This is a genomic window from Staphylococcus sp. HMSC14D10, assembly GCF_001808125.1.
Classification (GTDB): domain Bacteria; phylum Bacillota; class Bacilli; order Staphylococcales; family Staphylococcaceae; genus Staphylococcus; species Staphylococcus haemolyticus.
Map to the genome: position 1 here is coordinate 20,521 of NZ_KV792262.1, position 20,791 is coordinate 41,311.

General features: G+C 32.1%; 24 protein-coding genes and 1 pseudogene. 7 read left to right on the forward strand and 18 right to left on the reverse strand.

Going from position 1 to position 20,791, the window contains the following annotated elements; translation table 11 throughout:
• Positions 1–250: 250 nt before the first annotated feature.
• The gene (locus HMPREF3134_RS08515) at positions 251–1,396 is read right to left on the reverse strand and encodes a bifunctional cystathionine gamma-lyase/homocysteine desulfhydrase (protein WP_070442200.1); all 1,146 of its coding nucleotides are present in this window, start codon (positions 1,394–1,396) and stop codon (positions 251–253) included.
• Between the two features lie 2 nt (positions 1,397–1,398).
• The gene (locus HMPREF3134_RS08520; RefSeq protein WP_070442204.1) at positions 1,399–2,295 is read right to left on the reverse strand and encodes a PLP-dependent cysteine synthase family protein; all 897 of its coding nucleotides are present in this window, start codon (positions 2,293–2,295) and stop codon (positions 1,399–1,401) included.
• A 282-nt stretch (positions 2,296–2,577) separates the two neighbouring features.
• Between HMPREF3134_RS08520 and HMPREF3134_RS08525 the strand changes: the two genes are divergently transcribed.
• Together HMPREF3134_RS08525 and HMPREF3134_RS08530 are read left to right on the forward strand one after the other, a co-directional pair.
• Complete coding sequence (locus HMPREF3134_RS08525) at positions 2,578–3,108, forward strand: pentapeptide repeat-containing protein (protein ID WP_070442207.1); 531 nt, start codon at positions 2,578–2,580, stop codon at positions 3,106–3,108.
• A 121-nt stretch (positions 3,109–3,229) separates the two neighbouring features.
• The gene (locus HMPREF3134_RS08530) at positions 3,230–3,769 is read left to right on the forward strand and encodes a hypothetical protein (protein WP_070442209.1); all 540 of its coding nucleotides are present in this window, start codon (positions 3,230–3,232) and stop codon (positions 3,767–3,769) included.
• Between the two features lie 52 nt (positions 3,770–3,821).
• Here HMPREF3134_RS08530 and HMPREF3134_RS08535 read toward each other — a convergent pair whose 3' ends face one another.
• Complete coding sequence (locus tag HMPREF3134_RS08535) at positions 3,822–5,150, reverse strand: sodium-dependent transporter (protein WP_053026861.1); 1,329 nt, start codon at positions 5,148–5,150, stop codon at positions 3,822–3,824.
• A 149-nt stretch (positions 5,151–5,299) separates the two neighbouring features.
• On the opposite strand from HMPREF3134_RS08535, the gene HMPREF3134_RS12535 reads away from it, so the two are divergent.
• Complete coding sequence (locus HMPREF3134_RS12535) at positions 5,300–5,458, forward strand: hypothetical protein (RefSeq protein ID WP_240556417.1); 159 nt, start codon at positions 5,300–5,302, stop codon at positions 5,456–5,458.
• A gap of 484 nt (positions 5,459–5,942) precedes the next feature.
• Here the strand turns inward: HMPREF3134_RS12535 and HMPREF3134_RS08545 are convergent, their stop codons facing one another.
• From HMPREF3134_RS08545 to HMPREF3134_RS08580, 8 genes are all read right to left on the reverse strand, one after another.
• Complete coding sequence (locus HMPREF3134_RS08545) at positions 5,943–6,191, reverse strand: hypothetical protein (RefSeq protein ID WP_070442212.1); 249 nt, start codon at positions 6,189–6,191, stop codon at positions 5,943–5,945.
• 16 nt (positions 6,192–6,207) lie between these two features.
• A complete protein-coding gene (locus tag HMPREF3134_RS08550) occupies positions 6,208–6,939 on the reverse strand; it encodes an alpha/beta hydrolase (RefSeq protein WP_070442215.1) in 732 nt (243 codons plus the stop codon).
• 66 nt (positions 6,940–7,005) lie between these two features.
• Complete coding sequence (locus tag HMPREF3134_RS08555) at positions 7,006–7,863, reverse strand: patatin-like phospholipase family protein (protein WP_070442218.1); 858 nt, start codon at positions 7,861–7,863, stop codon at positions 7,006–7,008.
• Positions 7,864–7,895: 32 nt separating this feature from the next.
• On the reverse strand, positions 7,896–8,582 hold the full coding sequence (locus HMPREF3134_RS08560) for a phosphatase PAP2 family protein (protein WP_070442221.1): 687 nt from the start codon (positions 8,580–8,582) through the stop codon (positions 7,896–7,898).
• 59 nt (positions 8,583–8,641) lie between these two features.
• Entirely contained in the window at positions 8,642–9,334 is a 693-nt protein-coding gene (locus HMPREF3134_RS08565) for a GNAT family N-acetyltransferase (protein WP_070442224.1), read from the reverse strand.
• A 199-nt stretch (positions 9,335–9,533) separates the two neighbouring features.
• On the reverse strand, positions 9,534–9,896 hold the full coding sequence (locus HMPREF3134_RS08570; RefSeq protein ID WP_011276808.1) for a Na-translocating system protein MpsC family protein: 363 nt from the start codon (positions 9,894–9,896) through the stop codon (positions 9,534–9,536).
• Positions 9,897–9,965: 69 nt separating this feature from the next.
• Positions 9,966–12,536, reverse strand: coding sequence for a DUF2309 domain-containing protein (locus HMPREF3134_RS08575; RefSeq protein ID WP_070442227.1), 2,571 nt, complete (start codon positions 12,534–12,536; stop codon positions 9,966–9,968).
• A 15-nt stretch (positions 12,537–12,551) separates the two neighbouring features.
• On the reverse strand, positions 12,552–14,051 hold the full coding sequence (locus HMPREF3134_RS08580; RefSeq protein ID WP_070442230.1) for an NADH dehydrogenase subunit 5: 1,500 nt from the start codon (positions 14,049–14,051) through the stop codon (positions 12,552–12,554).
• A gap of 516 nt (positions 14,052–14,567) precedes the next feature.
• Between HMPREF3134_RS08580 and HMPREF3134_RS12675 the strand changes: the two genes are divergently transcribed.
• From HMPREF3134_RS12675 to HMPREF3134_RS08590, 3 genes are all read left to right on the forward strand, one after another.
• Positions 14,568–14,630 carry an alpha family phenol-soluble modulin gene (locus tag HMPREF3134_RS12675; protein ID WP_089046351.1) on the forward strand — a complete coding sequence of 21 codons (63 nt, stop codon included), beginning with the start codon at positions 14,568–14,570 and terminating at the stop codon, positions 14,628–14,630.
• Between the two features lie 371 nt (positions 14,631–15,001).
• Complete coding sequence (locus HMPREF3134_RS08585) at positions 15,002–15,361, forward strand: DUF1304 domain-containing protein (protein WP_037551719.1); 360 nt, start codon at positions 15,002–15,004, stop codon at positions 15,359–15,361.
• Positions 15,362–15,394: 33 nt separating this feature from the next.
• Positions 15,395–15,823, forward strand: coding sequence for a GNAT family N-acetyltransferase (locus tag HMPREF3134_RS08590; protein ID WP_070442233.1), 429 nt, complete (start codon positions 15,395–15,397; stop codon positions 15,821–15,823).
• Between the two features lie 6 nt (positions 15,824–15,829).
• Here HMPREF3134_RS08590 and HMPREF3134_RS08595 read toward each other — a convergent pair whose 3' ends face one another.
• Positions 15,830–16,261 carry a GNAT family N-acetyltransferase gene (locus HMPREF3134_RS08595; RefSeq protein ID WP_176744139.1) on the reverse strand — a complete coding sequence of 144 codons (432 nt, stop codon included), beginning with the start codon at positions 16,259–16,261 and terminating at the stop codon, positions 15,830–15,832.
• Between the two features lie 343 nt (positions 16,262–16,604).
• Between HMPREF3134_RS08595 and HMPREF3134_RS08600 the strand changes: the two genes are divergently transcribed.
• A complete protein-coding gene (locus tag HMPREF3134_RS08600) occupies positions 16,605–17,213 on the forward strand; it encodes a hypothetical protein (RefSeq protein ID WP_019235984.1) in 609 nt (202 codons plus the stop codon).
• Positions 17,214–17,422: 209 nt separating this feature from the next.
• On the opposite strand, the gene HMPREF3134_RS08605 is transcribed toward HMPREF3134_RS08600, so the two are convergent.
• The 6 genes and pseudogenes from HMPREF3134_RS08605 to HMPREF3134_RS12540 all read right to left on the reverse strand — a co-directional run.
• Positions 17,423–18,592 carry an Abi family protein gene (locus tag HMPREF3134_RS08605; protein WP_225973901.1) on the reverse strand — a complete coding sequence of 390 codons (1,170 nt, stop codon included), beginning with the start codon at positions 18,590–18,592 and terminating at the stop codon, positions 17,423–17,425.
• A 260-nt stretch (positions 18,593–18,852) separates the two neighbouring features.
• On the reverse strand, positions 18,853–19,425 hold the full coding sequence (locus tag HMPREF3134_RS08610; protein WP_049366226.1) for a terminase small subunit: 573 nt from the start codon (positions 19,423–19,425) through the stop codon (positions 18,853–18,855).
• A 1-nt stretch (position 19,426) separates the two neighbouring features.
• The gene (locus HMPREF3134_RS08615) at positions 19,427–19,765 is read right to left on the reverse strand and encodes a sigma-70 RNA polymerase sigma factor region 4 domain-containing protein (protein WP_044466851.1); all 339 of its coding nucleotides are present in this window, start codon (positions 19,763–19,765) and stop codon (positions 19,427–19,429) included.
• Positions 19,762–20,217, reverse strand: coding sequence for a pathogenicity island protein (locus tag HMPREF3134_RS08620; protein WP_070442236.1), 456 nt, complete (start codon positions 20,215–20,217; stop codon positions 19,762–19,764). The genes HMPREF3134_RS08615 and HMPREF3134_RS08620 overlap by 4 nt, the downstream gene beginning before the upstream one ends.
• Before the next feature lie 54 nt (positions 20,218–20,271).
• Positions 20,272–20,484 (reverse strand): hypothetical protein, encoded by a 213-nt coding sequence (locus HMPREF3134_RS08625; RefSeq protein ID WP_002448371.1) that lies wholly within the window; start codon positions 20,482–20,484, stop codon positions 20,272–20,274.
• A pseudogene (locus HMPREF3134_RS12540) lies at positions 20,484–20,791 on the reverse strand (pathogenicity island protein); the annotation flags it as partial. The gene HMPREF3134_RS08625 and the pseudogene HMPREF3134_RS12540, both read right to left, overlap by 1 nt.

A 20,791-nucleotide genomic window follows, 5' to 3' on the forward strand; every position in this document is an offset into this window, starting at 1 on the left:
GAATTTTTTGTACACTACTTTTGAATTTTAAATAATATGCATAGAAATATAATTTACTTTTCATAAGTGTATAACACATTCTCAACTATTGAGATTTAACTTTTATTTAAAATTAATAGGGTGGAACAAAATTGATTGTCCCACCCCTATATGGTTGATTCTAACTGAGAAAAGATACCTTCTATCCTCAGTCAGTTAATTCTAACTATAATGTAGAATTAAAATATTATTTTGTCTTAACTCATTTGATTTAGTTCAAAGTATCAATGGCTTGTTTTAAGTCTTCAACTAAATCATCTGTATCTTCAATACCGATTGATAAACGTACGAGTCCATCAGTGATACCTTCTTTAGCACGGACATCAGCAGGGATAGATGCATGTGTCATTAAAGCAGGTACTGAAATTAAACTTTCAACTGCACCTAAACTTTCAGCTAATGTGAAGTAGTTTGTTTTACGAATAAGTTGTTTTGCTGCTTCAGTATCTTTTACTTCAAAAGCAACCACGCCTGTATGACCACTTGCTTGAGCGGCATGAATATCATGGTTTAAATGGTCTTTAATACTTGGATGGAATACTTGTTGAACTGATGGATGATTTTGTAACATTTCAACAATAGCTTCAACATTACGATTAATTTGTTCCATACGTAATCCTAATGTTTTAATACCACGAACTAATAAATAACTATCTTGTGGTCCAAGAACACCACCTGTTGAATTTGAAATAAAGGCTAAACGTTCTCCTAACTCGTCATCTGCAGTTGCAACCAAACCAGCTACAACATCACTATGACCACCAATATATTTAGTAGCTGAATGTAAAACAATATCAATACCGAAGTCTAATGGATTTTGATAGTAAGGTGTCATAAATGTATTATCTACTACTGAAATTAAATTATTTTCTTTTGCAATTTCTGCTGTACGTTTAATATCTGTTACACGTAATAATGGATTTGATGGTGTTTCTACATATAACATTTTAGTTTCTGGTTTAATATAGTCTTTGGCATTTTCAATATGAGTTGTATCTACGAAATCAACATCGATGCCATAACGTGTAAATACTTTAGTTAATGCACGATAAGTTCCACCATACACATCAGAATTTAAAATAAGATGATTACCTTTATCTAACAACATGATGACCGCACTGATAGCCGCCATACCTGAACCAAAAGCAAAACCATGTTTACCATTTTCTAAATTAGCAATAACACTTTCAATCGCTGTACGTGTTGGGTTAGCTGTACGAGAGTACTCGTATCCCTGTCTTAAGTCACCAATCTCGTCTTGTAAATACGTACTTGTTTGGTAAATAGGTGTCGTAACTGCACCTGTAAAGTCATCTGTTGTATGTCCACCATGAATCATTTGTGTTTTTTTCTTCATCATTATTCTCCTTTGTATTCAAATATTTTTTTCGACATATATCGATCGCTTCCATCTGGAAAAATGGTTACAATAACGCCCTTTTCGATTTGATTTTTAATGTCTAAAGCACCTTGTAAAGCAGCGCCTGATGAGCTACCTACTAATAATCCTTCTTGTTGTGCTAAACGTTTAACATTGTCAAAGCCATCTTTATCACTTACTGTAATAATTTGATCTACTAAACTTCGTTCCAAAAAGATGGGCCATTTTTCTGAACCAATACCTTCAATATCATGTGAATGTGCTTCGCCACCATTTAATATTGAGCCTTCTGGTTCAACAATCACATTCTTTACACTATATTGTTTAAGATGTTGTGCAACGCCTGTAAACGTACCTCCTGAACCCACGCCTGCAACAAAGTAGTCTATGTTTGGCAAAGTATCAGTCAGTTGTTTACCTAACGTATGCGTATATGCCGCTGGATTATGTTCCGTTTCAAATTGGTTCATATATATCGCCCCAAATTCTTGGGCGTAGCTTCTTGCTTTAGTTTGTGCACCAATCATGCCTTCATCTTTAGGCGTACGTTTAATATCTGCGCCTAATGCACGCATAATTGATATTTTTTCTTCAGAAAAGCCCTCTGGCGCAAAAATAACACATTTTAAATGATACCGATTGGCAGCAATTACAAGTCCTATTCCAGTATTTCCTGCTGTAGCTTCAACAATCGTAGCCCCCGAAGAAACTCGACCTTCTTTTATGGCTGTTTCAACAAGGTATTTACCTAGTCTATCTTTCACACTACCACCTGGATTGAATTGCTCTAATTTAGCATAAATCTGAACGTTCTCATCGCTAAAACTTTCCAGTAATACGAGTGGTGTTTGTCCTATTAAGTCAAATGCAATCATATTAATTATCTAAAGCGCTCTTACTCGCTTTGACTCAACCTACCTTCTGTTTATAGTATTCATCAACCCCAAATTTTGTTTGTAATCCTTACTCAATCACTATGAATTATACGATAATCTTTAGATTTATGCAAAACTGCAAATTTTAAACTTTTTTATGTAATGATACATGTATCTAAAAACTCAATAACTATCGTTCAACTTAATACTCGTGTTACGATAATATCGATGCAAACGCAATAATTGATTATACGTATTAATAATACTTAAAGGAGAATCGTAATGACATCAAAAGCCGATTTATCTCTATCTGTGTTTACTAATGAACACTATAAAAGCAAAAAATATACCAATAGTACCTTTAGAAACGCTATGTACGACGATTTAGAAATTAATAAGAGTTATTTTAAAAACTGCGACTTTTCTGAGGGCATATTTAAAAATGTTCATACCGTGTCTAACACTAAATTAATTAATTGTGACTTTAGTAGCAGTATTTTTGTAAACATTAATTTCTTTAAAACTCTAATGAGTAAAGTAAACTACAGTGTAACTACATTCGATGATAGTCAATTCAACACACTAACTATAGAACAGACTTTCTTCAAAGACTGTAGCTTACGCAACGTCACTTTCAACGATGTTGTTTTAAAGAAAGTCGTGTTTGAAAATGTCGCATTAGATTTATGTAACCTAGACAATGTTAAAATTAAAGATTGTGTTTTTAAAAATGTTTCAATCAACAATTCAGCAATTTCTGAGAAAGTGATGAAAGAATTACGCAAACAAGACGTTCGTTTTGAAAACATGTAATCCTACTGTTTCCCATTTATATCATTTCTAACTTATCCCTTTTTAATATCAAAACTGATATGTTTTAGATGTAGTGTTAAAAGGAATAAAGTATCAAAGTATCTTAAGGGGGGAATGATTGATGTCTACACATGAAAATGATTACTATGAAGCATTTGAATCGAGTAAACTTAACCGTGAAGATTTAATGGATTTAAGCGAGTTAAGACAACAAGTTGACGCATTTAAAACAAATAATAATGATTCAGAATTAAAAGAACATATTGCTTCAGAATTAATTAAGTGGAAAGAGTATGTACGAGATCAATATAGACCAGAAGATCCAGCTGAACAGTCAAGATTGTCTAATATTGCTGATAAAGTTCAAGGTGATATAGACTCAGCTTTTGAATATAATGATGGCGCAAAAATATTTGCTTTTTTAGAGGCTTCTTATCAAAGAAGTAAGGAAGATTTAGTGTACGGTCGTACGTTAATCCTTTTTTCTGAAAAAGATACAATAAAAAGAGCACTTTCATTCTTTGACTCTGATGAGGAAAACCATAAACTTGCTGACTTTATTGTTTCTAAAAATATTGAAATTGGTAAAGAAATCATGTCTGAAGATTATTTAGAGTTATTAGAAATTGAACGAGATTATATAAATGCTCGTTTCAAGTAGTAAAAAAGGTTAGCCACATATGTGTGACTAACCTTTTTATATTGTATGATCTTTAGAATAATTGAACGATGAACACGAGTATAATAACGACTGGCATGACGAATTTAATTAAAAAATACCATGGCGCAAAGAATTTAAACTTGTCGCGACCGAAACTTTCTTTTAAAGCTTCTTTATCTAATAATTGCCCTACTACTAATGTTGTCCCAAGTGCGCCTAAAGGCATTAAAATATTTGAAACTATGAAATCCATATTATCAAAAATAGTTCCTGCACCAAATTTAACAGCACTTAAACTACTAAATGATAGCGTAGCTGGAATACTAATAATTAATACCAATATACTTGCGATAAATGCTATAGATTTACGCTTAGAATTATCATTTTTAGTGAAATTAGATACGTTTAATTCTAATAGCGAAATAGACGAAGTTAATGCAGCAAATAAGAATAGGATTAAGAATATGAAATAAAACATAACGCCAAAGCCCATTTGACTAAATACTAACGGTAAAACTTTAAATAATAGCCCTGGGCCCTCCTGAGGTTCATATCCAAACGTTTTTAAAGCTGGGAATATGGCTAAACCAGCTAATACAGATACTAAAATATTCATAATTACTATTGAAATTGCTGATGACTTTATTGTCATTTCTTTTGGCGCATAACTTGCATAAGTAATCATCCCAGTTGTTCCCAGTGATAACGTAAAGAATGACTGACCTAACGCAAATAGAATCCCTTCCATTGAAATATCTTCTAGACGTGGCTGTAGAATATAACGCACGCCGTCTATCGCGCCGTCTAAAGTTAAAGATTTGACTACCACGATAATTAAAAAGATAAATAATAGTGGCATCATTACTTTAGATGCTTTTTCTAACCCTTTTTCAACGCCTAACATGACGATAATCATTGTTAAAAAGATAAAAATCCCCTGACCAAGAACCGTTAGCCACGGATTACTAATAATTGCTTCAAAATTAATGTTTGTTAGTGTCGTTTTCTCAATGGATAACATTTGTAAAATGACATTACCGATATATATAATAATCCATCCACCAATAACACTGTAAAATCCAAATAATATAAATACTGCTAAATTACCATTCCATCCAATAATATTTAGCCATTTCTTACCAGTTAACTTACTATATATTTGAGTAGTGTAAGTACGTCCCATCTTACCTACTGTAAATTCCATAATTAATAGCGGTAACCCTACAAATATAGTAAATATTAAGAATAAAAGTAAAAAAGCCCCACCACCATAAATGCCTGCCATATACGGAAACTTCCACATTGCTCCTAGTCCTATTGCCGATCCCGCACTGGCTAAAATAAATCCGGTTGATGTCTTCCATTGTGACTCTTTGCTCAATTCATCCACTCCCTTTAACGCGTTAAAGCGTTTATGCACTTAAGTAATACTTTAACACGTCTTTCTTATAAGTGCAATATACATAGATTTTTTATTTTTTATCTTTATAGTAAAATTTAACTAATATTGATTGCCTAAGGGGGGATATAATGAGTTTACTTCATAAAAGAATTAAAGCTAATTATTGGAAAGGCGTAGAAGCTGTATGGGGCCACATTGTATTTATGGATGATGGATTTAGATTTACTCCTCACTCATTTAACATTCAAGCTGATTCAGTCTTCGTACCTTATCAACATATTCAATAAATTTCGAAAGTTAATACTTTATTCGTTGTCCCAAATGGTGTCAAAATAATTGATAAGGACAAAAATGTTCATAAAATAGTTGTTAATCAACGAGGAAAAATCATTGAATTTCTAAACGAAATGAAGTGATTCGTATTAGGTATAATGATATTCATTGTCTTATACTTAGTTAAACTAAATTATCAATAGGAGCACAATATTTAAATTTATAGATCAAGACGTTATGCATTTTGTAGCATAAAAAAGAGCCTAGGACATAAGTCAATGTTCAGGCTAAAATTACATATTGGCAGTAGTTGACTGAATTAAAAATGCATTCGTAACAAGCTTTTTAATTCTAGTCAACATTGCCTGGCAGGCGAGGCCCCAGCAAAGAGAATCTCTTAAAAAAATTCTCTTTGCTGGGGATACAACGAAATAAATTTTGGAAAATATTATTTCTGTCCTGCTCCTTCTATTTACATTAGTTACGCTAATAATTAAATTAACCATTAAAATCGTACATTACGTTTTGTCCCTCAGTAACTTCTTGAATACTCAAACTTTCAATATGATCAACATTGATATAATGAGATTGTTGGCCATCTTTTAAAAATAAATAAGCAAGTTCATCAAATTCATCAATAAGACGTTGAATACATGCATCTTTATCAGGACCATTTTGAAAAGTTTTAAATTCAGTATAATTTTTTCCAGATGTTGTTATATAAGTTAGTAAAAATGTACGTTTCATCACACATTCGCTCCACTCAATTAGTCATGAAAAATTCTGCAATTTGTGTTTCTACTTTATCACTGCCTTCACCATGCGTCATGAGATGCTTGCATAAAGGATGACTTGTTAAATCTTTATCTTCACTATTAATGTGCTCATAAATATAATGTGCACTATCTTGATAAGATTGTTCATCTTTTTCTCCATAAAGAATTCTCGCTGGTGTCTTGATATCGCCTAAATGAGCAGTAATATTGGAAATGAAATCTTTGAATACACGAACACTTGGGCGATAGTTCTCTATATGATTAAACTGTGCCTGTGAAACATCACTATCTAAATTCATTAACTCATTCATGCGCTGACCATAGCGTTCCATACGCCATACTATACCAGCTTCTTCTTTTTCACTTGGTGCTGACATAACCGCAATTTTCGCTACATCTACCGTTTCAGCTAATTTCAATGTGAATAATCCGCCCAATGATACGCCTGTTGCATAAATGGTTTCATACCCTTCATCTTTCAAGTATTGATAACCATTTAAGACATCATTCCACCAATCGTGAACAGTAAATTGCGTAAACTGATCTAGTGGTAATCCATGTCCTTTATAATTAGGTGCGTAACATGTATAACCCTCTTGATTAAGTTTTTGTGCTAAGGGTTTCACATCACGAATCGTTCCAGTAAATGAATGAAGCAATAAGACCGCTTCTTTACGTGTCCCCTTTAAATTAATTGGGCGTGGTGATTTTACTTTCATTCTTACTCTCTCCTTATTCTAAAATTAGCATATTATAATACTGCGCGTAGCCTTAAAATCTTCAAATCATTCAACCCACTCGCAAAATTCCAGATGAATACGTTGTGCAAGTAACTTTCCTTGCTCATAACCAGCATTGCCAATTTTTAGTATGTTATTGGGATTATAAATGTTATCTCCAATTTCAGCTCTACTCTTACTATCTGGACTAATTACTAAAACATGACTATGCTCGCTTAATAATTTCGCATCATCAAATGCACCTGGCATCATACCTAAACCATCTGCTATCGGCGCTAAAATAATAATACTGTCTGCACCTTTAGCTAACATAGCATTTGTCGGAGAAACCATACCTCCATCAATCCAATCATGATTGTTCAAACGTATATGTGGCCAAATGCCAGGTACTGCACCACTCGCTGTCACGGCTTCCTCAAGTGTTACATTGCTATGTGAATGAAATGTAGCGACTTCTCCTGTCTTAGCATTCATAGCAGTAATTTCTAAATTATCATGCCACCCTACATCACCTAAACGTTGACGAATGGCTTGTTTACGTTTAGTTAAATCAACATGTGAAGGTCGCGTATATACAATATCACCCATCATTTGACCTACTTTAGTCGCATCATCACGTCCTACGATAAATGCATTCTGCCATAACCGATAAATATCTGAAGAAAGCTTCGCATGATCACTATCATCTATTCGTTCATTTAGCTCATAGTAATATGTACGCATATCATAACCGTTAGCTAGTACTGCACCTACAAACGAACCTGCAGATGTGCCTATGATTCTATCTGCCAACTCTAAACCTACACCACTTTCAATCAATCCAGCTAACACGCCAGATTCCCAAGCAATTCCTGTAATTCCGCCTCCGCCAAGAACTAAAGTACGTTCCTTATCTTTTGACATTGCCATCTCCCCTTTGTAAAAAAGATATTGAACTATTTATTATTAGGCTTATTACGTAAATTAAGATAAAACAATGGTAATATCATTAAAAACAATGCTACCCAAATGATACCTAGTGTAACGCCTCCAACTACATCTGTAATATAATGCGCATGAAAATATAGTCGGCAACACAGCACACCTATCCAAATGATAATAGTGATAATACTGGCTATTATCCTTATTGCTTTGAATTTTATTAAAGGAATTAAAATAATTAACAATATTAAAGCAAGTAACGTACTTGCATTAGAATGCCCACTTGGAAATGAATATCCGTGGTCTCGCATCAAATGATTAAATGGACGTTGTCTCTCGATGAGTTGTTTAATTAAATAATTTAATAACGTACCACTCGTTATAGTTAACATCATCCAAATTGAGAATTTATAATGTTTAAACAATAAAACAATTGCTAAAAATAGTGTGATATAGATAACTGACTTTACTTCTCCTATCTCAGCACAAAAAGTCATGAAATTATGCCAAATACCATCGCCGTATTTACGTTGCGGCATACCAAAATAATCTGTCAGCCAATGTAAAGAACCTATATCGATATTTTGAACCAATAATGTATCGTGAATTACATTTATTGCAACAACGACAAAAATAATTAACCCGATCATGAACATAGGCACCGTCATCTTAGGTGAAATTCCACTTATTTGTTTATTCATACGCTCACCAGTCCCTAATTTCATTATTTTCAAAAATAATTAAACATGTATTTTACTTATTAAAAGTCATTTAAATGTTTAATTTGTTGTCCCTCCTGATCAAAATTAGATGGTTTAAGCCAGTGTTCAAATCTTGCTTTTACATCTGGCCACTCACTATCCAACATTGAGAACCAAGCAGTATCACGATTACGACCTTTACAAATATTAGATTGTCTAAATAATCCTTCGTATGTAAATCCAAATCGTTGCGCAGCATGTTTGGAAGGTGCATTTAAGTTATCACATTTCCATTCATATCGTCTGTAGCCTAACGTTTCGAACACGTATTTCGCTAACAAATATTGAGTTTCTGTAGCCACACGTGTCTTCTTTAACGTTTTAGAGTGGATAATATTGCCTACTTCTATAGACCCTTGTTCTGGATTTATACGCATTAATGCTAGAATACCTAAAGGTTTTTGTTGCACATTATCTAAAATCGTAAAGAAATATTTATCTTTACTATCAATAAGTTGTTTAATGTATTGTTCAAATTCAGTCTTAGAATCAAAAGGGCCCTCATAAAGATACGTCCAAATGCGTCTCGATTCAACATCACATAGAACGTCATATAAATTATTTATGTGTTCAATACTCAGCTTTGTTAGCCTTCCATAACTGCCCTCTAGCGTTTGTGCATCAGGAAAAGACGGCGTCACAAAATCATCTAATGCTTCTCCAATTGGTTGCTTAAACTCATTTACGCGCATCACTTTCAACTCCTAGATTCTCTTTGTGTAAATTGTACACTAATCCAATAAAATAATCTCTTAATTAGAAATGTTTAAATATAAATGGATAATTCATTAATTAAAACGCTTATACGTAAAAGCACCCTACAAAGTCAGCATAATAATCTAACTTTTAGGGTGCCTCTTTAAAATTGTATTAACATTAACGACATTGAGTTTAAAGTTGCTTTTCCAAATTAGTATCTAGTTTAAATACAATCACTCGTTCGCCTGTAATCGTACTTAAATCACTATGGAAACTACTCACACTGACGCCAGTAATATCTAAGATTAATTGCATCAAATCATCTTGTCCTGACTCCACAAGTTCCGAACGCGTACGTTTAATGTTAAGTAGGCCTTCTTGTGTCTTGCATACTCGATATTCTGCAGGAGTTAATACGCCTTGTAAGTTGACGATAATCATATCGCGTAGTATATCAGTTTTTACTGAAAGCGAACCACGTCCGAGAAAATCCTTTTCCCATTGTGTAATTGCCTTACTAATCTCTGCCTCATAAGCACCTTTAGATTTAGCCATGATTAATCATTTATCTCCTATTAATTGATTAACCTTATTTTATCACTTTTTCCGAAAAAACCGAACTCTCTACCAGTCTTTCCAACTACCATTCTCATCAATACTTGCCAAACGTACCCATTGATTATCAACTTTCTGTTTGAATTTAATATTATTCTCAAGTAAGTCTTTAATATATTGATCTGGCGCTTGGATAACAACTAACAATCGAATTGGAGAATGATAAATTTTGTTATCTGCAGCCATAACCGATTGCCAAGGTAACCCAGCCAATAAGTCACTTGAATTACCTTGCATAACGCCAACACCAGATGTTACTGATTGGGTAGTCTTATTTCCGCTTCCATAAAAATGTGGTGCAACAGTCGACGCGTAATATTGTAGATTAATCCACTGTGCTACTAAAGCTGGACCCGAAATAATTGTATTTAATAATTGCCCATCAGTGTCTTTCTTCCAATCATAATTATGTAAGAAAGCTCGTCCTTCTAAATTGGTACCTGCAGTAATATTACGCTGACCAATAATAAATTCTGCATTACGAGCTAAGCCCCATTCTGGACGGATTTCACTCCAGTCATTCGCAAAGCGATGCGCTTCTGCAACCGGGTCTTTCAAATTATCTTGATCTAAGCCAGGAAGATTAGCGAGACGTTCCGAATTCGCTTTATAACTTATACGTGGCATAGCTTCATTTAACATATCCAATGCATTTTGAGCTTCCTTAGTTAATTCTGGCATATAAATAAATTCTAATTCATCGATAGAGGTCTTATGCTCTGCAGCAACAAATACGGTTGAGTCAGGAATCACTATACCCTCATTTTTTAAAGCTTTACGTACATGTGGTAAATTACACATCATTGCCAATAGCTTAGCATTGAATCCACTTGACGCGCCTCCGCAAGCGCCACATTCTAACGAAGCATGATAAGGATTGTTATTGGACACACTTCCATGACCACCTAATACAATTAAAGGTGCAAAGTTTGTCGTTAAATCCATCAACTGTAATGCCTGTCTTGTGAAAGCAACTTGTTCTTCTTCAGTAAATCCTATTGGTAAATCACTATAAATTTCATGCTCACGATCTATTGTTAATTTAGCTTCAGGTTTCTTCAACCAATTCTTCGTAAAATTACGAACAAAGTGGCCTGTCTTCTTCGGCATTAATGTACTCGCTATCGTATTTAAGCTTAAAAATGATCCGCTTAATTCTGGTAATAGTAGACTCGGTAAGACATTATGTTTCATCAATTTGAATGTATAAAACATGGATGTAACCGAATGTTGTTGTTGGTTATACGTATTTAAATCATGGCGATCGGCATACTCTTTAATGGCATAGGCTGGTGGTACCATGACAGGTAATGAATTATGCGTAAATTGTTCATCTAACACTTCTTTTCTAATTGGAAGACCAAAGAATCCTGCAATACCTATCGTCTCAAACGGTCCTTCACTCTCTAAATGACGACGAAAAGGCTCTGAACGCACATCAATGCAAAAAGCTAATTGGACTTGAGTTTCTTGCTCTACTGGTTTAACAGATTTATCATAAATCGCTTCTACTAACTCACGTTCATGTGTTTCTTCCCACGCTTCAAGCCATAATTTTTTGAAATAGAGTGGGTTAAAATCGTGAGCAAACCTTAAATGTTCCAGTTGGTCTTCTATAGACATTGAGGCCCAATCATCAATTGACATCTCTCCATAATATAACCATTTACTTACAAGTTCTTTGATTCGTCTTTCAACATTTAAGACTGCCGGACGGCTCATTTTTTCAGTATCTAGTAAAATACACTCCATCGTTAATCTTATAGCAAGATACTGTGTTAACAAATCCGCTTCATGTTCATGTTGTTCAGCACGGTAGTAAATCATACCTGCCCAACCTGGTAATGATAGGAAATGACCTGTTAAATATGATTCACGTTCATCTTCAGCTATATCTAAATGATTTAATGCCATGATTAAAGCCTCTCTATAATCTTGAGGCAATGTCTTAATCATTTTGCGTTGTGTTTTAGTAAGCATTGGATCATGCTGTGCTAAATGTAGCCAAGAAATATAGAATCCTTCTTCTCTTTTAGGCATAGTCCAACTTGATTGGAAATTATCTAAATATAATTTGGACCACTTAATAATATGTGTATTAAGTTCATCCATTAAAGATTCACCTTTAGCATTAAATGCATTCGCACTTTTTGATCGTGCATATTTAAAAGGTTCATTTTCAAATACACGTTTGAGCTTAGATACTTCAATCTTTAAGTATGCTTCTTTAGTAATTAGGTTTGTAGGCAAATCTTTGATGCGCATCGCATTTTCACAATAAATATCTATATGTGATTTTGGCACTGAAGTGTCGTAGTCTTTAATAGCTTGTTGTACTTCTGTTTCTACAAGTTTTTGGTCTATCTCGCCATTTTCTAAAGCAGTCATCACTGACGCGTGACTTGGGTATAAATCTATATCACGAACATGTTTAAACCATTGAGCTACTTGATCAAACGTTTCATGTTCCATTTCTTCCCATGGATTACGTGCTGCAAAGATAGATATAGGAGATAGTGGTGTAATCACACGACGTGCCGATTTAACTGTTTCTTCTATGTTATGTTTAGTTATTGTCATGTTAGATTTCACCTCTTATAAATAATTCTTTAAGTAGTTCGGATGACTTTCAACCGATTTAAATTTTGCTTCTCCAATTTTTACAAGCCATAAATATACTTTAGCGAAAGCTGTTGATGAACGACGACGTGCTACCCAAATGCTAAAGATACTACCTAATACTAGAATGGCCACACAAATGATAACGCTAATTAATGGTGGATGTGGCGTTACCATATATACACTATTTAAAATATTAACAAATACTTCATGTGTCACAACGTAAACGAGTGCCACAATGATAAGCATCGCAATACCAATTACTCTTCCCATCATACCTCTATTTAGTGCAACCATTTGATTCCACGATACAGATAATGACCATGCTAGGATAAAGGCGCTAATTAATGTGTAAGGTGTATGCGAACTTGTTAAAAAGAAGGTAATAGCAATAACAACGGCTAATGTTCTTCCTAATACTGTCCAAGCATAAGAACGCTTAACATTTGGTGGTGTCGGAATATTAAAGCGTTTAACAACTGACCCTGATTGTAAAAATAGCGTTGCTTTAAATACGCCATGTAAAATCAAGTGAATAATCGCAGCAGAATAAACACCCAAAGCACATTGCACAAGCATGAAACCCATTTGACTCATTGTTGAACCAACAAGTTGTCTTTTGTAGTCAACATGCACTAAACTAATTCCTGATCCAATAAGTACTGAAATACTTGAAATAATAAGTAATAACGTTAATGCAATATTATTATCAAATACTGGTGAAAAACGCGTTAAAATAATACCACCAGCATTTACAATACCAGCATGCATAATTGCAGATACGGGTGTTGGTGCTACAACAGACTCAATTAACCAACTTTGAAATGGATATTGTGCTGCTGGGATAATAACAGCAATAACAAGTAATAAATCTACAATTAATTTCAGTCCATAACTCATTGAAACATCGTAATCTTGTGATGGATCGATAACCCAATCGCCAGTACCGATAAAAAATACAACTACAGCTAATAATAAAGCAACCCATCCAATGATAAATGAACGCGCAGATACTTTTGCTGCTTCAGCCGGCACTTTCCAAGAACGGTTTAGTCGTATAAGTTGTGTTAGACAAAATAATGTTAGTCCCCAACAAATAACCATCAAGCGTAAATCATTACTTAACCAGCCAATAGACGCAAATACTGTTGTAAATGTGTATAACGGGAAGTATTTACGATAATTACGATCGCCTAATAAGTAACGTGCAGAAAATTTCTGAATAATAAAACCTAAAGCTAATACAAAGGCACCTACTAACCAAGCTAGTTTATCTAGAGCAAAGATACCTATAACTTCTCTGCCATTAATAGTAATTAATCCAATTACTCCTACAATGACAGGTAATAGAAGTAAAGTTAAATGTAAACGTATGTATTTTACAGGAACCGATGGCACTAAAAAAATCAAGCCACTTAACACTGCAATGACAAGCGTTACGAAAAATAATGTTAGTAAAAAACCAGAACTTAACATTGCCGCTCCTCCATGTCTTCAATCTATTTCAACAAAAAGTTTCCTTATACTATTAACAATATAAGAAAAAACCTACAATAGTCTAGTTTTATCCTTAGGTATCGGATATTTACTAACTATTGTAGGTTTCTATGAGAACTCATTTACTTAATATGTAAAAATGCTTTTTCAAGCTACCTAATATGTATGGTTGAACATATGCCTTATCCTTCAAATGAACAATGGATATTGAAAATCCTTGCACAAATGCTTGATAAACACCTATGTAAAAATCAACGTAATACATACAATATATGAAAATATTGCTGAAAAGTCAATATATTATAGTAATTAGAAGTTCTTTCATACATTTAATAACACGTTACTCTTCAATCTTTCAGATAGGCATGATTTATCGTATTAAGTTGTCTGAAATCTAACGAATACGAAACGCTTTCATTGAGTTAAGAATTATCAAACACATCCTCTCAAAGTCACGATATACTTTATTTAACATTTAATAAGGAGGTACTCAAAATGGGAATCATTTCTGGTATTATTGAACTTGTTAAATTCATCATCGATTTAACTAAAAAATAAGTCTCTCATTACGCACATAAACATTCCATATAAAAAAGAGTGAAATCGGATGATTTCACTCTTTTTTATGCCTATAAACAAAACGCTCAATCCCTAATATAAAGATTGAACGTCAGTGGATAAAATGAATTTATTTGTTTAACTATAAAGTAACATATTTTAACGGTCATGCATGTAACAATTTTGTGAAAACGCTTAAAAATATTTCGAAAATTTTCTCAAAAGCTTAAAATAAGTTAATATTTAGTGAATTTTTCTTATTAAAACTTCTATTTCACACAAATACTACTAAAATTAGGGTAATAATCAAACAAGTAATAGAGACGCACATAAAAATACAATTTATAATTTACAAAAAAGGACTGATTTAAATTCATATACTATCCATAATACTCATTTTACTTGTAGCGATTGAATTTCTATTTATTATGTATTTAGAGACCATAGCAACGACTTCCGATAGAACGAGCAAAGTCTTCGGTATTACTGTCAGTCAACTCAATAATAAAAACATAAATACCCTTCTTAAGAACCAAGGAGTGTATAATGGCTTGATTGGTTTACTTCTAATTTATGGTCTTTTTTTCAGTAGTGCTCCTAAACAACTATGCATTCCAATTCTAATTTACACCATTATAGTAGCTATTTACGGTGGCTTAACGAGTCATATTAGTATTTTCCTTAAACAAGGAACCCTTCCAATTCTAGCTTTAATCTCTTTATTACTTTAGTTATCTACTAAACAAGCAAAGTTGGTGTCTGCTATGATAGAACATTTAAAAAAGAAAAATCGTAAAACTATAAAAGTATTAGGAAACATTTGGCTTAATGCAAATTTAGATACACATACCTTTATTGATAGTTTCTACTGGATAGACAACTATAGTAATGTGCTTGATTCACTTAAAGATGCCGATGTTTATGTGTATAAGGCAAATGAACAAATAGTTGCTTTCTGTGGCTTAAGAGATAATTATATAGCCGGATTGTTTGTGAAAGAAGAATACCGTAATAAAGGTATAGGTCATGCCCTCATCAAACATTTACAATCAGAATACAATCATTTATCTTTAAAAGTATTTGAACAAAATAATAGAGCTGTTCATTTTTATGAAAGTTTAGGATTTATAAAAATGGAGTCCAGTGTTGATAAAACAAACCATACAAACTTACTAATGCAATGGAAGAAATAAAACAGTTTACAATTTAATATGTATGATTGGATAATCCCTACCCTGTCCATCTTTTGCAGATTCATTATATTTTTTGAATCCATTTTTAAGGTAAAATGACAAGGCATTGGGATTATCTTTATTTACATCCACATATTGAACCTTATGCTCTTGAATTAAAATTTGTAGTATTTCCGTGCCACAACCCTGTTTAAAGTATTTAGGATCTAAAAATAGCATTTCCAAATTAGCGTCATTAGTCCCTGAAAATCCAATGACATCATCACCATCAAACCACAAATATGCCTCAACATGCGGGAAGTATATTGGGATTTCCTTTTTAAGTTCTACTCTATCTTTCTCTTTTAAAAAGTCATGTGTAGCAATAACTGAACGCTCCCAAATAGCCAATGTCTTAGGATAATCCTTTTCTTGAAGCCCGATTTTACTTAGTTTCATTTTATAACCTCACATAATAAAAAGGTTAGAAACCCTATCAAAAAGTGTTTCTAACCTATAATTATTTATTGTCCTTTATTCCCACTCAATCGTAATTTTTATTTTATACAACATCATAATCTTTCAAAAGCTCTTTATATCAGTGCTTATAACTATATATTCTGAAAAAATATATTCATACCTTTGCCCTTTGTTTCATAAATATGCCCTTTTTATGCCCTTAAAATTATCACTAAACAAATCATTTCATTTTTGCAAAAAGTATTGTAAGAAAAAGTTTCATTATGATATATTTTTTATAGTTTTTATATAGAATTAAACTTACTAAACAGGAGTGTTTTTTATGAAACTCTCAGCAAAAAAGCAAAAGCAGTTCCATCATTTTTGTAACTACTTTAAAAGTTTAGAAATTAAAACATTTTTGCAAAATGCTATCGGCGCTTTCTTTTTAACTCCTTTTACATTAATAACTTATGCATTTATTTTAGCATACAAGGCTACATTTATGAATAAATCATTAATTGAAGCTTTGTCAAGCGCTGTTTCTTTAATTCTTATATTTTGGGTAGTTGCATTGTATTTAATGATGTTTTATGTAGTTTACCTTGAAGGTAAAAATTCATTATTAAAATTTGTTAAAATAACTACTCTAATAATTATTATTTCTTATCATATATACATATTTGTTAGAAAAGATATAGAAAATCTTACTCATTTTGATATCAATATTATTATTATTACTTCAGTTCTTATTTCTTACTGGCTGATACAAACTTTGAGAAATATAATTACTTCTATTTACAATTGGATATTTAACGATGAAAGTCATCAACGAGATGAATTAATTAAATTTAAGCTTTCTTTCATAAAAAGTTTACTCATAGGCTTTTTTTCTTTTATTGCTACTATTTTAGGTATAGCATTAACAATTAAAAATTTATTCTTTACTTAAGTCGAATTAATTTTTATAGAACGCAATTAATAAAGGATGTTGTATAGCACGACATCCTTTATTATATAACTTACCGTAGTCACACAAACCCAATCCTCACTGCAACACAGGGTGTTTCTCAGCGTCTATTTTATTAACGAAAACAGATTTATAAACATTTAACTGTTTCAAGCACATTAAATATTAAAAATAATTATATAAACGAACTATTATTGAATGTTATTGTATTTTATTAAATCAACATGTTTTGATAACTCTAATTTTAATCCTATATCTTTTTTAATAACATCTATATTAATCGTATTTATTCTATTGTTTATTTTCCTGTTTTCTTTTTCTATTTTATTAACAAATTCTTTTCGAGTAGAATCATTTAAGAAAATTGAAATACAAAATACCAATGAAAACAATCCGTACCTGCATTTTTTCCTTCCTTTTTTTTGATATTTTTTCAATTTAGAATTTCTATTATTTGGATCTCTATAAAATGGCAATGCTTTTCCAAAATCCATAAAATAATCATCTATATTGATTCCATGAGAAGTGCAAATAAATCTATCATTATGTGCACATATATTTCTATATAGAGTTAATATCCCTAGAACTCTATACATATTATATATATCTATTTCATTATTATTATGTGATATACCAAGTATATCCATTGCTCTAAAAGCGACATCATCTGTTAAAACCACAAATAAATGACTGATATTTCCTAATGTTAAAATATTAGTTAATATCCATAAAGGAACATATCCATGTTTTCTTTTATAAGATTTTATCGAATCTTTTTTACTTTGCTGATCAGTTATAGCATTTGTCGCATTCGACTCAAAAGTTTTGTGTTTTTCTTCTCGATTTAGGGGCAAATATTCAGATTCATCAATAAATTGAGTACGTACAGGATTACCATTAGTAAGACTAGTATATGTATATTGATGGTTTATTTTTTTATTTACTCTTGTAATAAAATAAGTTAGTGATGTATTGTAATATTTCGCTTTCAAATACTCAAATTCTTTATGTAGATTTTCATGATTATTTTTTTCGTAAAAAGCTTGAACAATAGCATGCTTAACTTTTTCTTCAATATATAAAAGATACTGCAAAAATATGCTTCTCATATTGTTATCATATTGCATTACATTGTATAATTCACTAGGTTTTGTCCCATCTTTAAATATATCTTCTCTATGGTTACTTTGATTCATTTTATTATAGTCTAAAAACAAATGTTTATATCCATTTATCAAGTTATAATAGTTATTTTCATTTAATATTTTTATTTCCCTAGTTGCATTCCCTCTGATATTCATATTTCTTTTCTTTAAAATTTCAATTCTTTCATTTATAGTTTTGTACACCTTTTCATCCACTATGTCTTCCCCCATAAAAAAAGGGGCCATTTGAGATAAACTCATTGGCCCATTAGATCATTCACTTATTATAATAACATAATGATGTATAATCAACACTAATAACAAACCAACACTACATATTGTGTTTTCTGCTCTAAAACACTAACTTAAACGCTATTAAAACAGTTAGAAACACTATATATTGTGTCAACTATTTTTTTAATTTTATTAGAAGAGTAATTAAAATCTTCTTATATCATCTTTAGAACACACTGTTATCAGTCCTCATCTGGAATATCATTAATAATCATTGTTCTATTAGGGTGTTGTTCATGTATTTCATCTAATGCTTTCCGTTTCTCCTCTTCCTCATCTTCTGGCCATTCACCTATATTAATTAAAATTGGTGTGTCCGTAGCCAACTCTTGCTTATCGGTAAATAGCTTATGATACTTTCCGAGCATATCTCTAGCACGTAAACGGTCACTAGGCTTAATAGGTACTTCCACCATTTCTACATGCTCATTATACACGAGGTTCATTCTGTCAGTGTCTGGGTTGCGTTGAAACTCACCACGTTTAACAACAACCTCACGTATTTCACTCTCATCACCTACTGCTGCATTACTTAGAATATGAAGTAGTTCATTAGCAGATAGTACACCTTCATCAATTACTTTCTTACGTTGCTCATTAATGTACTTAGCCACTTTTTCATTCTTTAGCAACCTACTACCTTGTACAGTTGCAGTATGAGGACTATAACCAGCCTTAATTGCACTTTGTGTTACATTTAGCGTCTTTAGGTACTCAGATATAAACTTTTCTTGTCTAGGGTTTAAATCACTCATATTATCCCTCCTTATTTTCTAATTTATCTAATAGATCTGAATATATTTGGTATACTCGACTAACAGTAACCGTAAATATATCTGCTATCCGTTTCTGTGAATATCCCTCACACAACAACATAAATAGCATGTGTTCTCTACTAGTACACGTTGCGTATATATATTGATCTAACTCATTAAAAAATGCCTGCTGTCCTGCGTCTACTACATTAATACTTTCAACATTTTCATTTAAAGAAAAGAAATCATCTACGCCTATATTTTCATCATATGTAGCGTTATGTTTTTCCATTGCGTAATCACGTATAAACTGCTTAATAGCCTCTCTATTGTACTTCATGCCTTAGCCCTTACTTTCTGCTTACTTTCTTTTCTCAGCTTAAATAAGTCGTATTGTAGGCGTTCTATGAGGTCATATTTGATAGTTGAACCATTAGACTGCATATAATAGATAATTTCTCTTTGTTCATCTTGAGTATATTCCTTTATGACCTGTTTTAAATGATTGAGATTTCTATTTGATTTAGCTTTATACCATTTCAATTTATCTTTTTCTTCTATAATTCTAATTACTAATTTTTCTAACGGATAAGAAACAGATACTATGCCAAATTCATCACTAATAGTAGTATGTGAGATACTCATGTGATACATCATTTCTATTTGTGTAGTGATAGCTTTTATCTTCGCATTAATAAATTTAGGGTTGTACTCAGTTAGTAACTGATACTCCAGTACCTTAGTTTCTTCGTACTCTAACTCTAATGATTGATTGTCATTGTTTAATTCCATTTAAGCACCTCACAAATAAAATGAGCCTATCGCTAAGGATAGGCGTGTATGATATTAACCTTTGATAATGCGATTTTCTCTAGCCATCTGCATAAAACTTACATCTCTTTTTGATTTTTGTGATAATTCTTTTCTACGTTGTTCATTATTATTTTGGTTAATTTGAGCCTCAACGACATCTAATAATTTATCACGATCTTTATCTGACAAATCAGTTTCTAACATGATGTGATTGGATACCTTATCTAAATTGTGTTTTCTAGTCATTATTTATCACCTCTAAATTTAAGTTTATGATTGTATTGATCTGTGAATGGTAATTCTATACCTGTAATGTATGGACTGTACAGAATATCTCTAAAGTGATTTCGCAATTCCCTTTTTACTTCATCATCTTCATCAAAGTTTTCTCTATGATATGGAATAGTGTAACGGTTATACTCTTCTTCGTATTTAGCATTTAAATCATTAATTTCAGTTAATACTGTGTTAAATTCTTCAATAATTGGCTTGAATTTTGCTAATATACGTTCTTTGTCTTTTTTGTACAAATGAGGTAAATCTGCTTGATGTT

Coding starts and splice junctions, on each gene's coding strand:
- HMPREF3134_RS08610 (WP_049366226.1), bottom strand. CDS start 19,425: ATGAGTGATTTAAACCCTAGACAAGAAAAGTTTATATCTGAGTACCTA.
- HMPREF3134_RS08615 (WP_044466851.1), bottom strand. CDS start 19,765: ATGAAGTACAATAGAGAGGCTATTAAGCAGTTTATACGTGATTACGCA.
- HMPREF3134_RS08570 (WP_011276808.1), bottom strand. CDS start 9,896: ATGGCTAAATCTAAAGGTGCTTATGAGGCAGAGATTAGTAAGGCAATT.
- HMPREF3134_RS08575 (WP_070442227.1), bottom strand. CDS start 12,536: ATGACAATAACTAAACATAACATAGAAGAAACAGTTAAATCGGCACGT.
- HMPREF3134_RS08565 (WP_070442224.1), bottom strand. CDS start 9,334: ATGCGCGTAAATGAGTTTAAGCAACCAATTGGAGAAGCATTAGATGAT.
- HMPREF3134_RS12535 (WP_240556417.1), top strand. CDS start 5,300: ATGAGTTTACTTCATAAAAGAATTAAAGCTAATTATTGGAAAGGCGTA.
- HMPREF3134_RS08515 (WP_070442200.1), bottom strand. CDS start 1,396: ATGAAGAAAAAAACACAAATGATTCATGGTGGACATACAACAGATGAC.
- HMPREF3134_RS08545 (WP_070442212.1), bottom strand. CDS start 6,191: ATGAAACGTACATTTTTACTAACTTATATAACAACATCTGGAAAAAAT.
- HMPREF3134_RS08525 (WP_070442207.1), top strand. CDS start 2,578: ATGACATCAAAAGCCGATTTATCTCTATCTGTGTTTACTAATGAACAC.
- HMPREF3134_RS08620 (WP_070442236.1), bottom strand. CDS start 20,217: ATGGAATTAAACAATGACAATCAATCATTAGAGTTAGAGTACGAAGAA.
- HMPREF3134_RS08590 (WP_070442233.1), top strand. CDS start 15,395: ATGATAGAACATTTAAAAAAGAAAAATCGTAAAACTATAAAAGTATTA.
- HMPREF3134_RS08555 (WP_070442218.1), bottom strand. CDS start 7,863: ATGTCAAAAGATAAGGAACGTACTTTAGTTCTTGGCGGAGGCGGAATT.
- HMPREF3134_RS08625 (WP_002448371.1), bottom strand. CDS start 20,484: ATGACTAGAAAACACAATTTAGATAAGGTATCCAATCACATCATGTTA.
- HMPREF3134_RS08580 (WP_070442230.1), bottom strand. CDS start 14,051: ATGTTAAGTTCTGGTTTTTTACTAACATTATTTTTCGTAACGCTTGTC.
- HMPREF3134_RS08520 (WP_070442204.1), bottom strand. CDS start 2,295: ATGATTGCATTTGACTTAATAGGACAAACACCACTCGTATTACTGGAA.
- HMPREF3134_RS08595 (WP_176744139.1), bottom strand. CDS start 16,261: ATGAAACTAAGTAAAATCGGGCTTCAAGAAAAGGATTATCCTAAGACA.
- HMPREF3134_RS08560 (WP_070442221.1), bottom strand. CDS start 8,582: ATGAATAAACAAATAAGTGGAATTTCACCTAAGATGACGGTGCCTATG.
- HMPREF3134_RS08600 (WP_019235984.1), top strand. CDS start 16,605: ATGAAACTCTCAGCAAAAAAGCAAAAGCAGTTCCATCATTTTTGTAAC.
- HMPREF3134_RS08550 (WP_070442215.1), bottom strand. CDS start 6,939: ATGAAAGTAAAATCACCACGCCCAATTAATTTAAAGGGGACACGTAAA.
- HMPREF3134_RS08530 (WP_070442209.1), top strand. CDS start 3,230: ATGTCTACACATGAAAATGATTACTATGAAGCATTTGAATCGAGTAAA.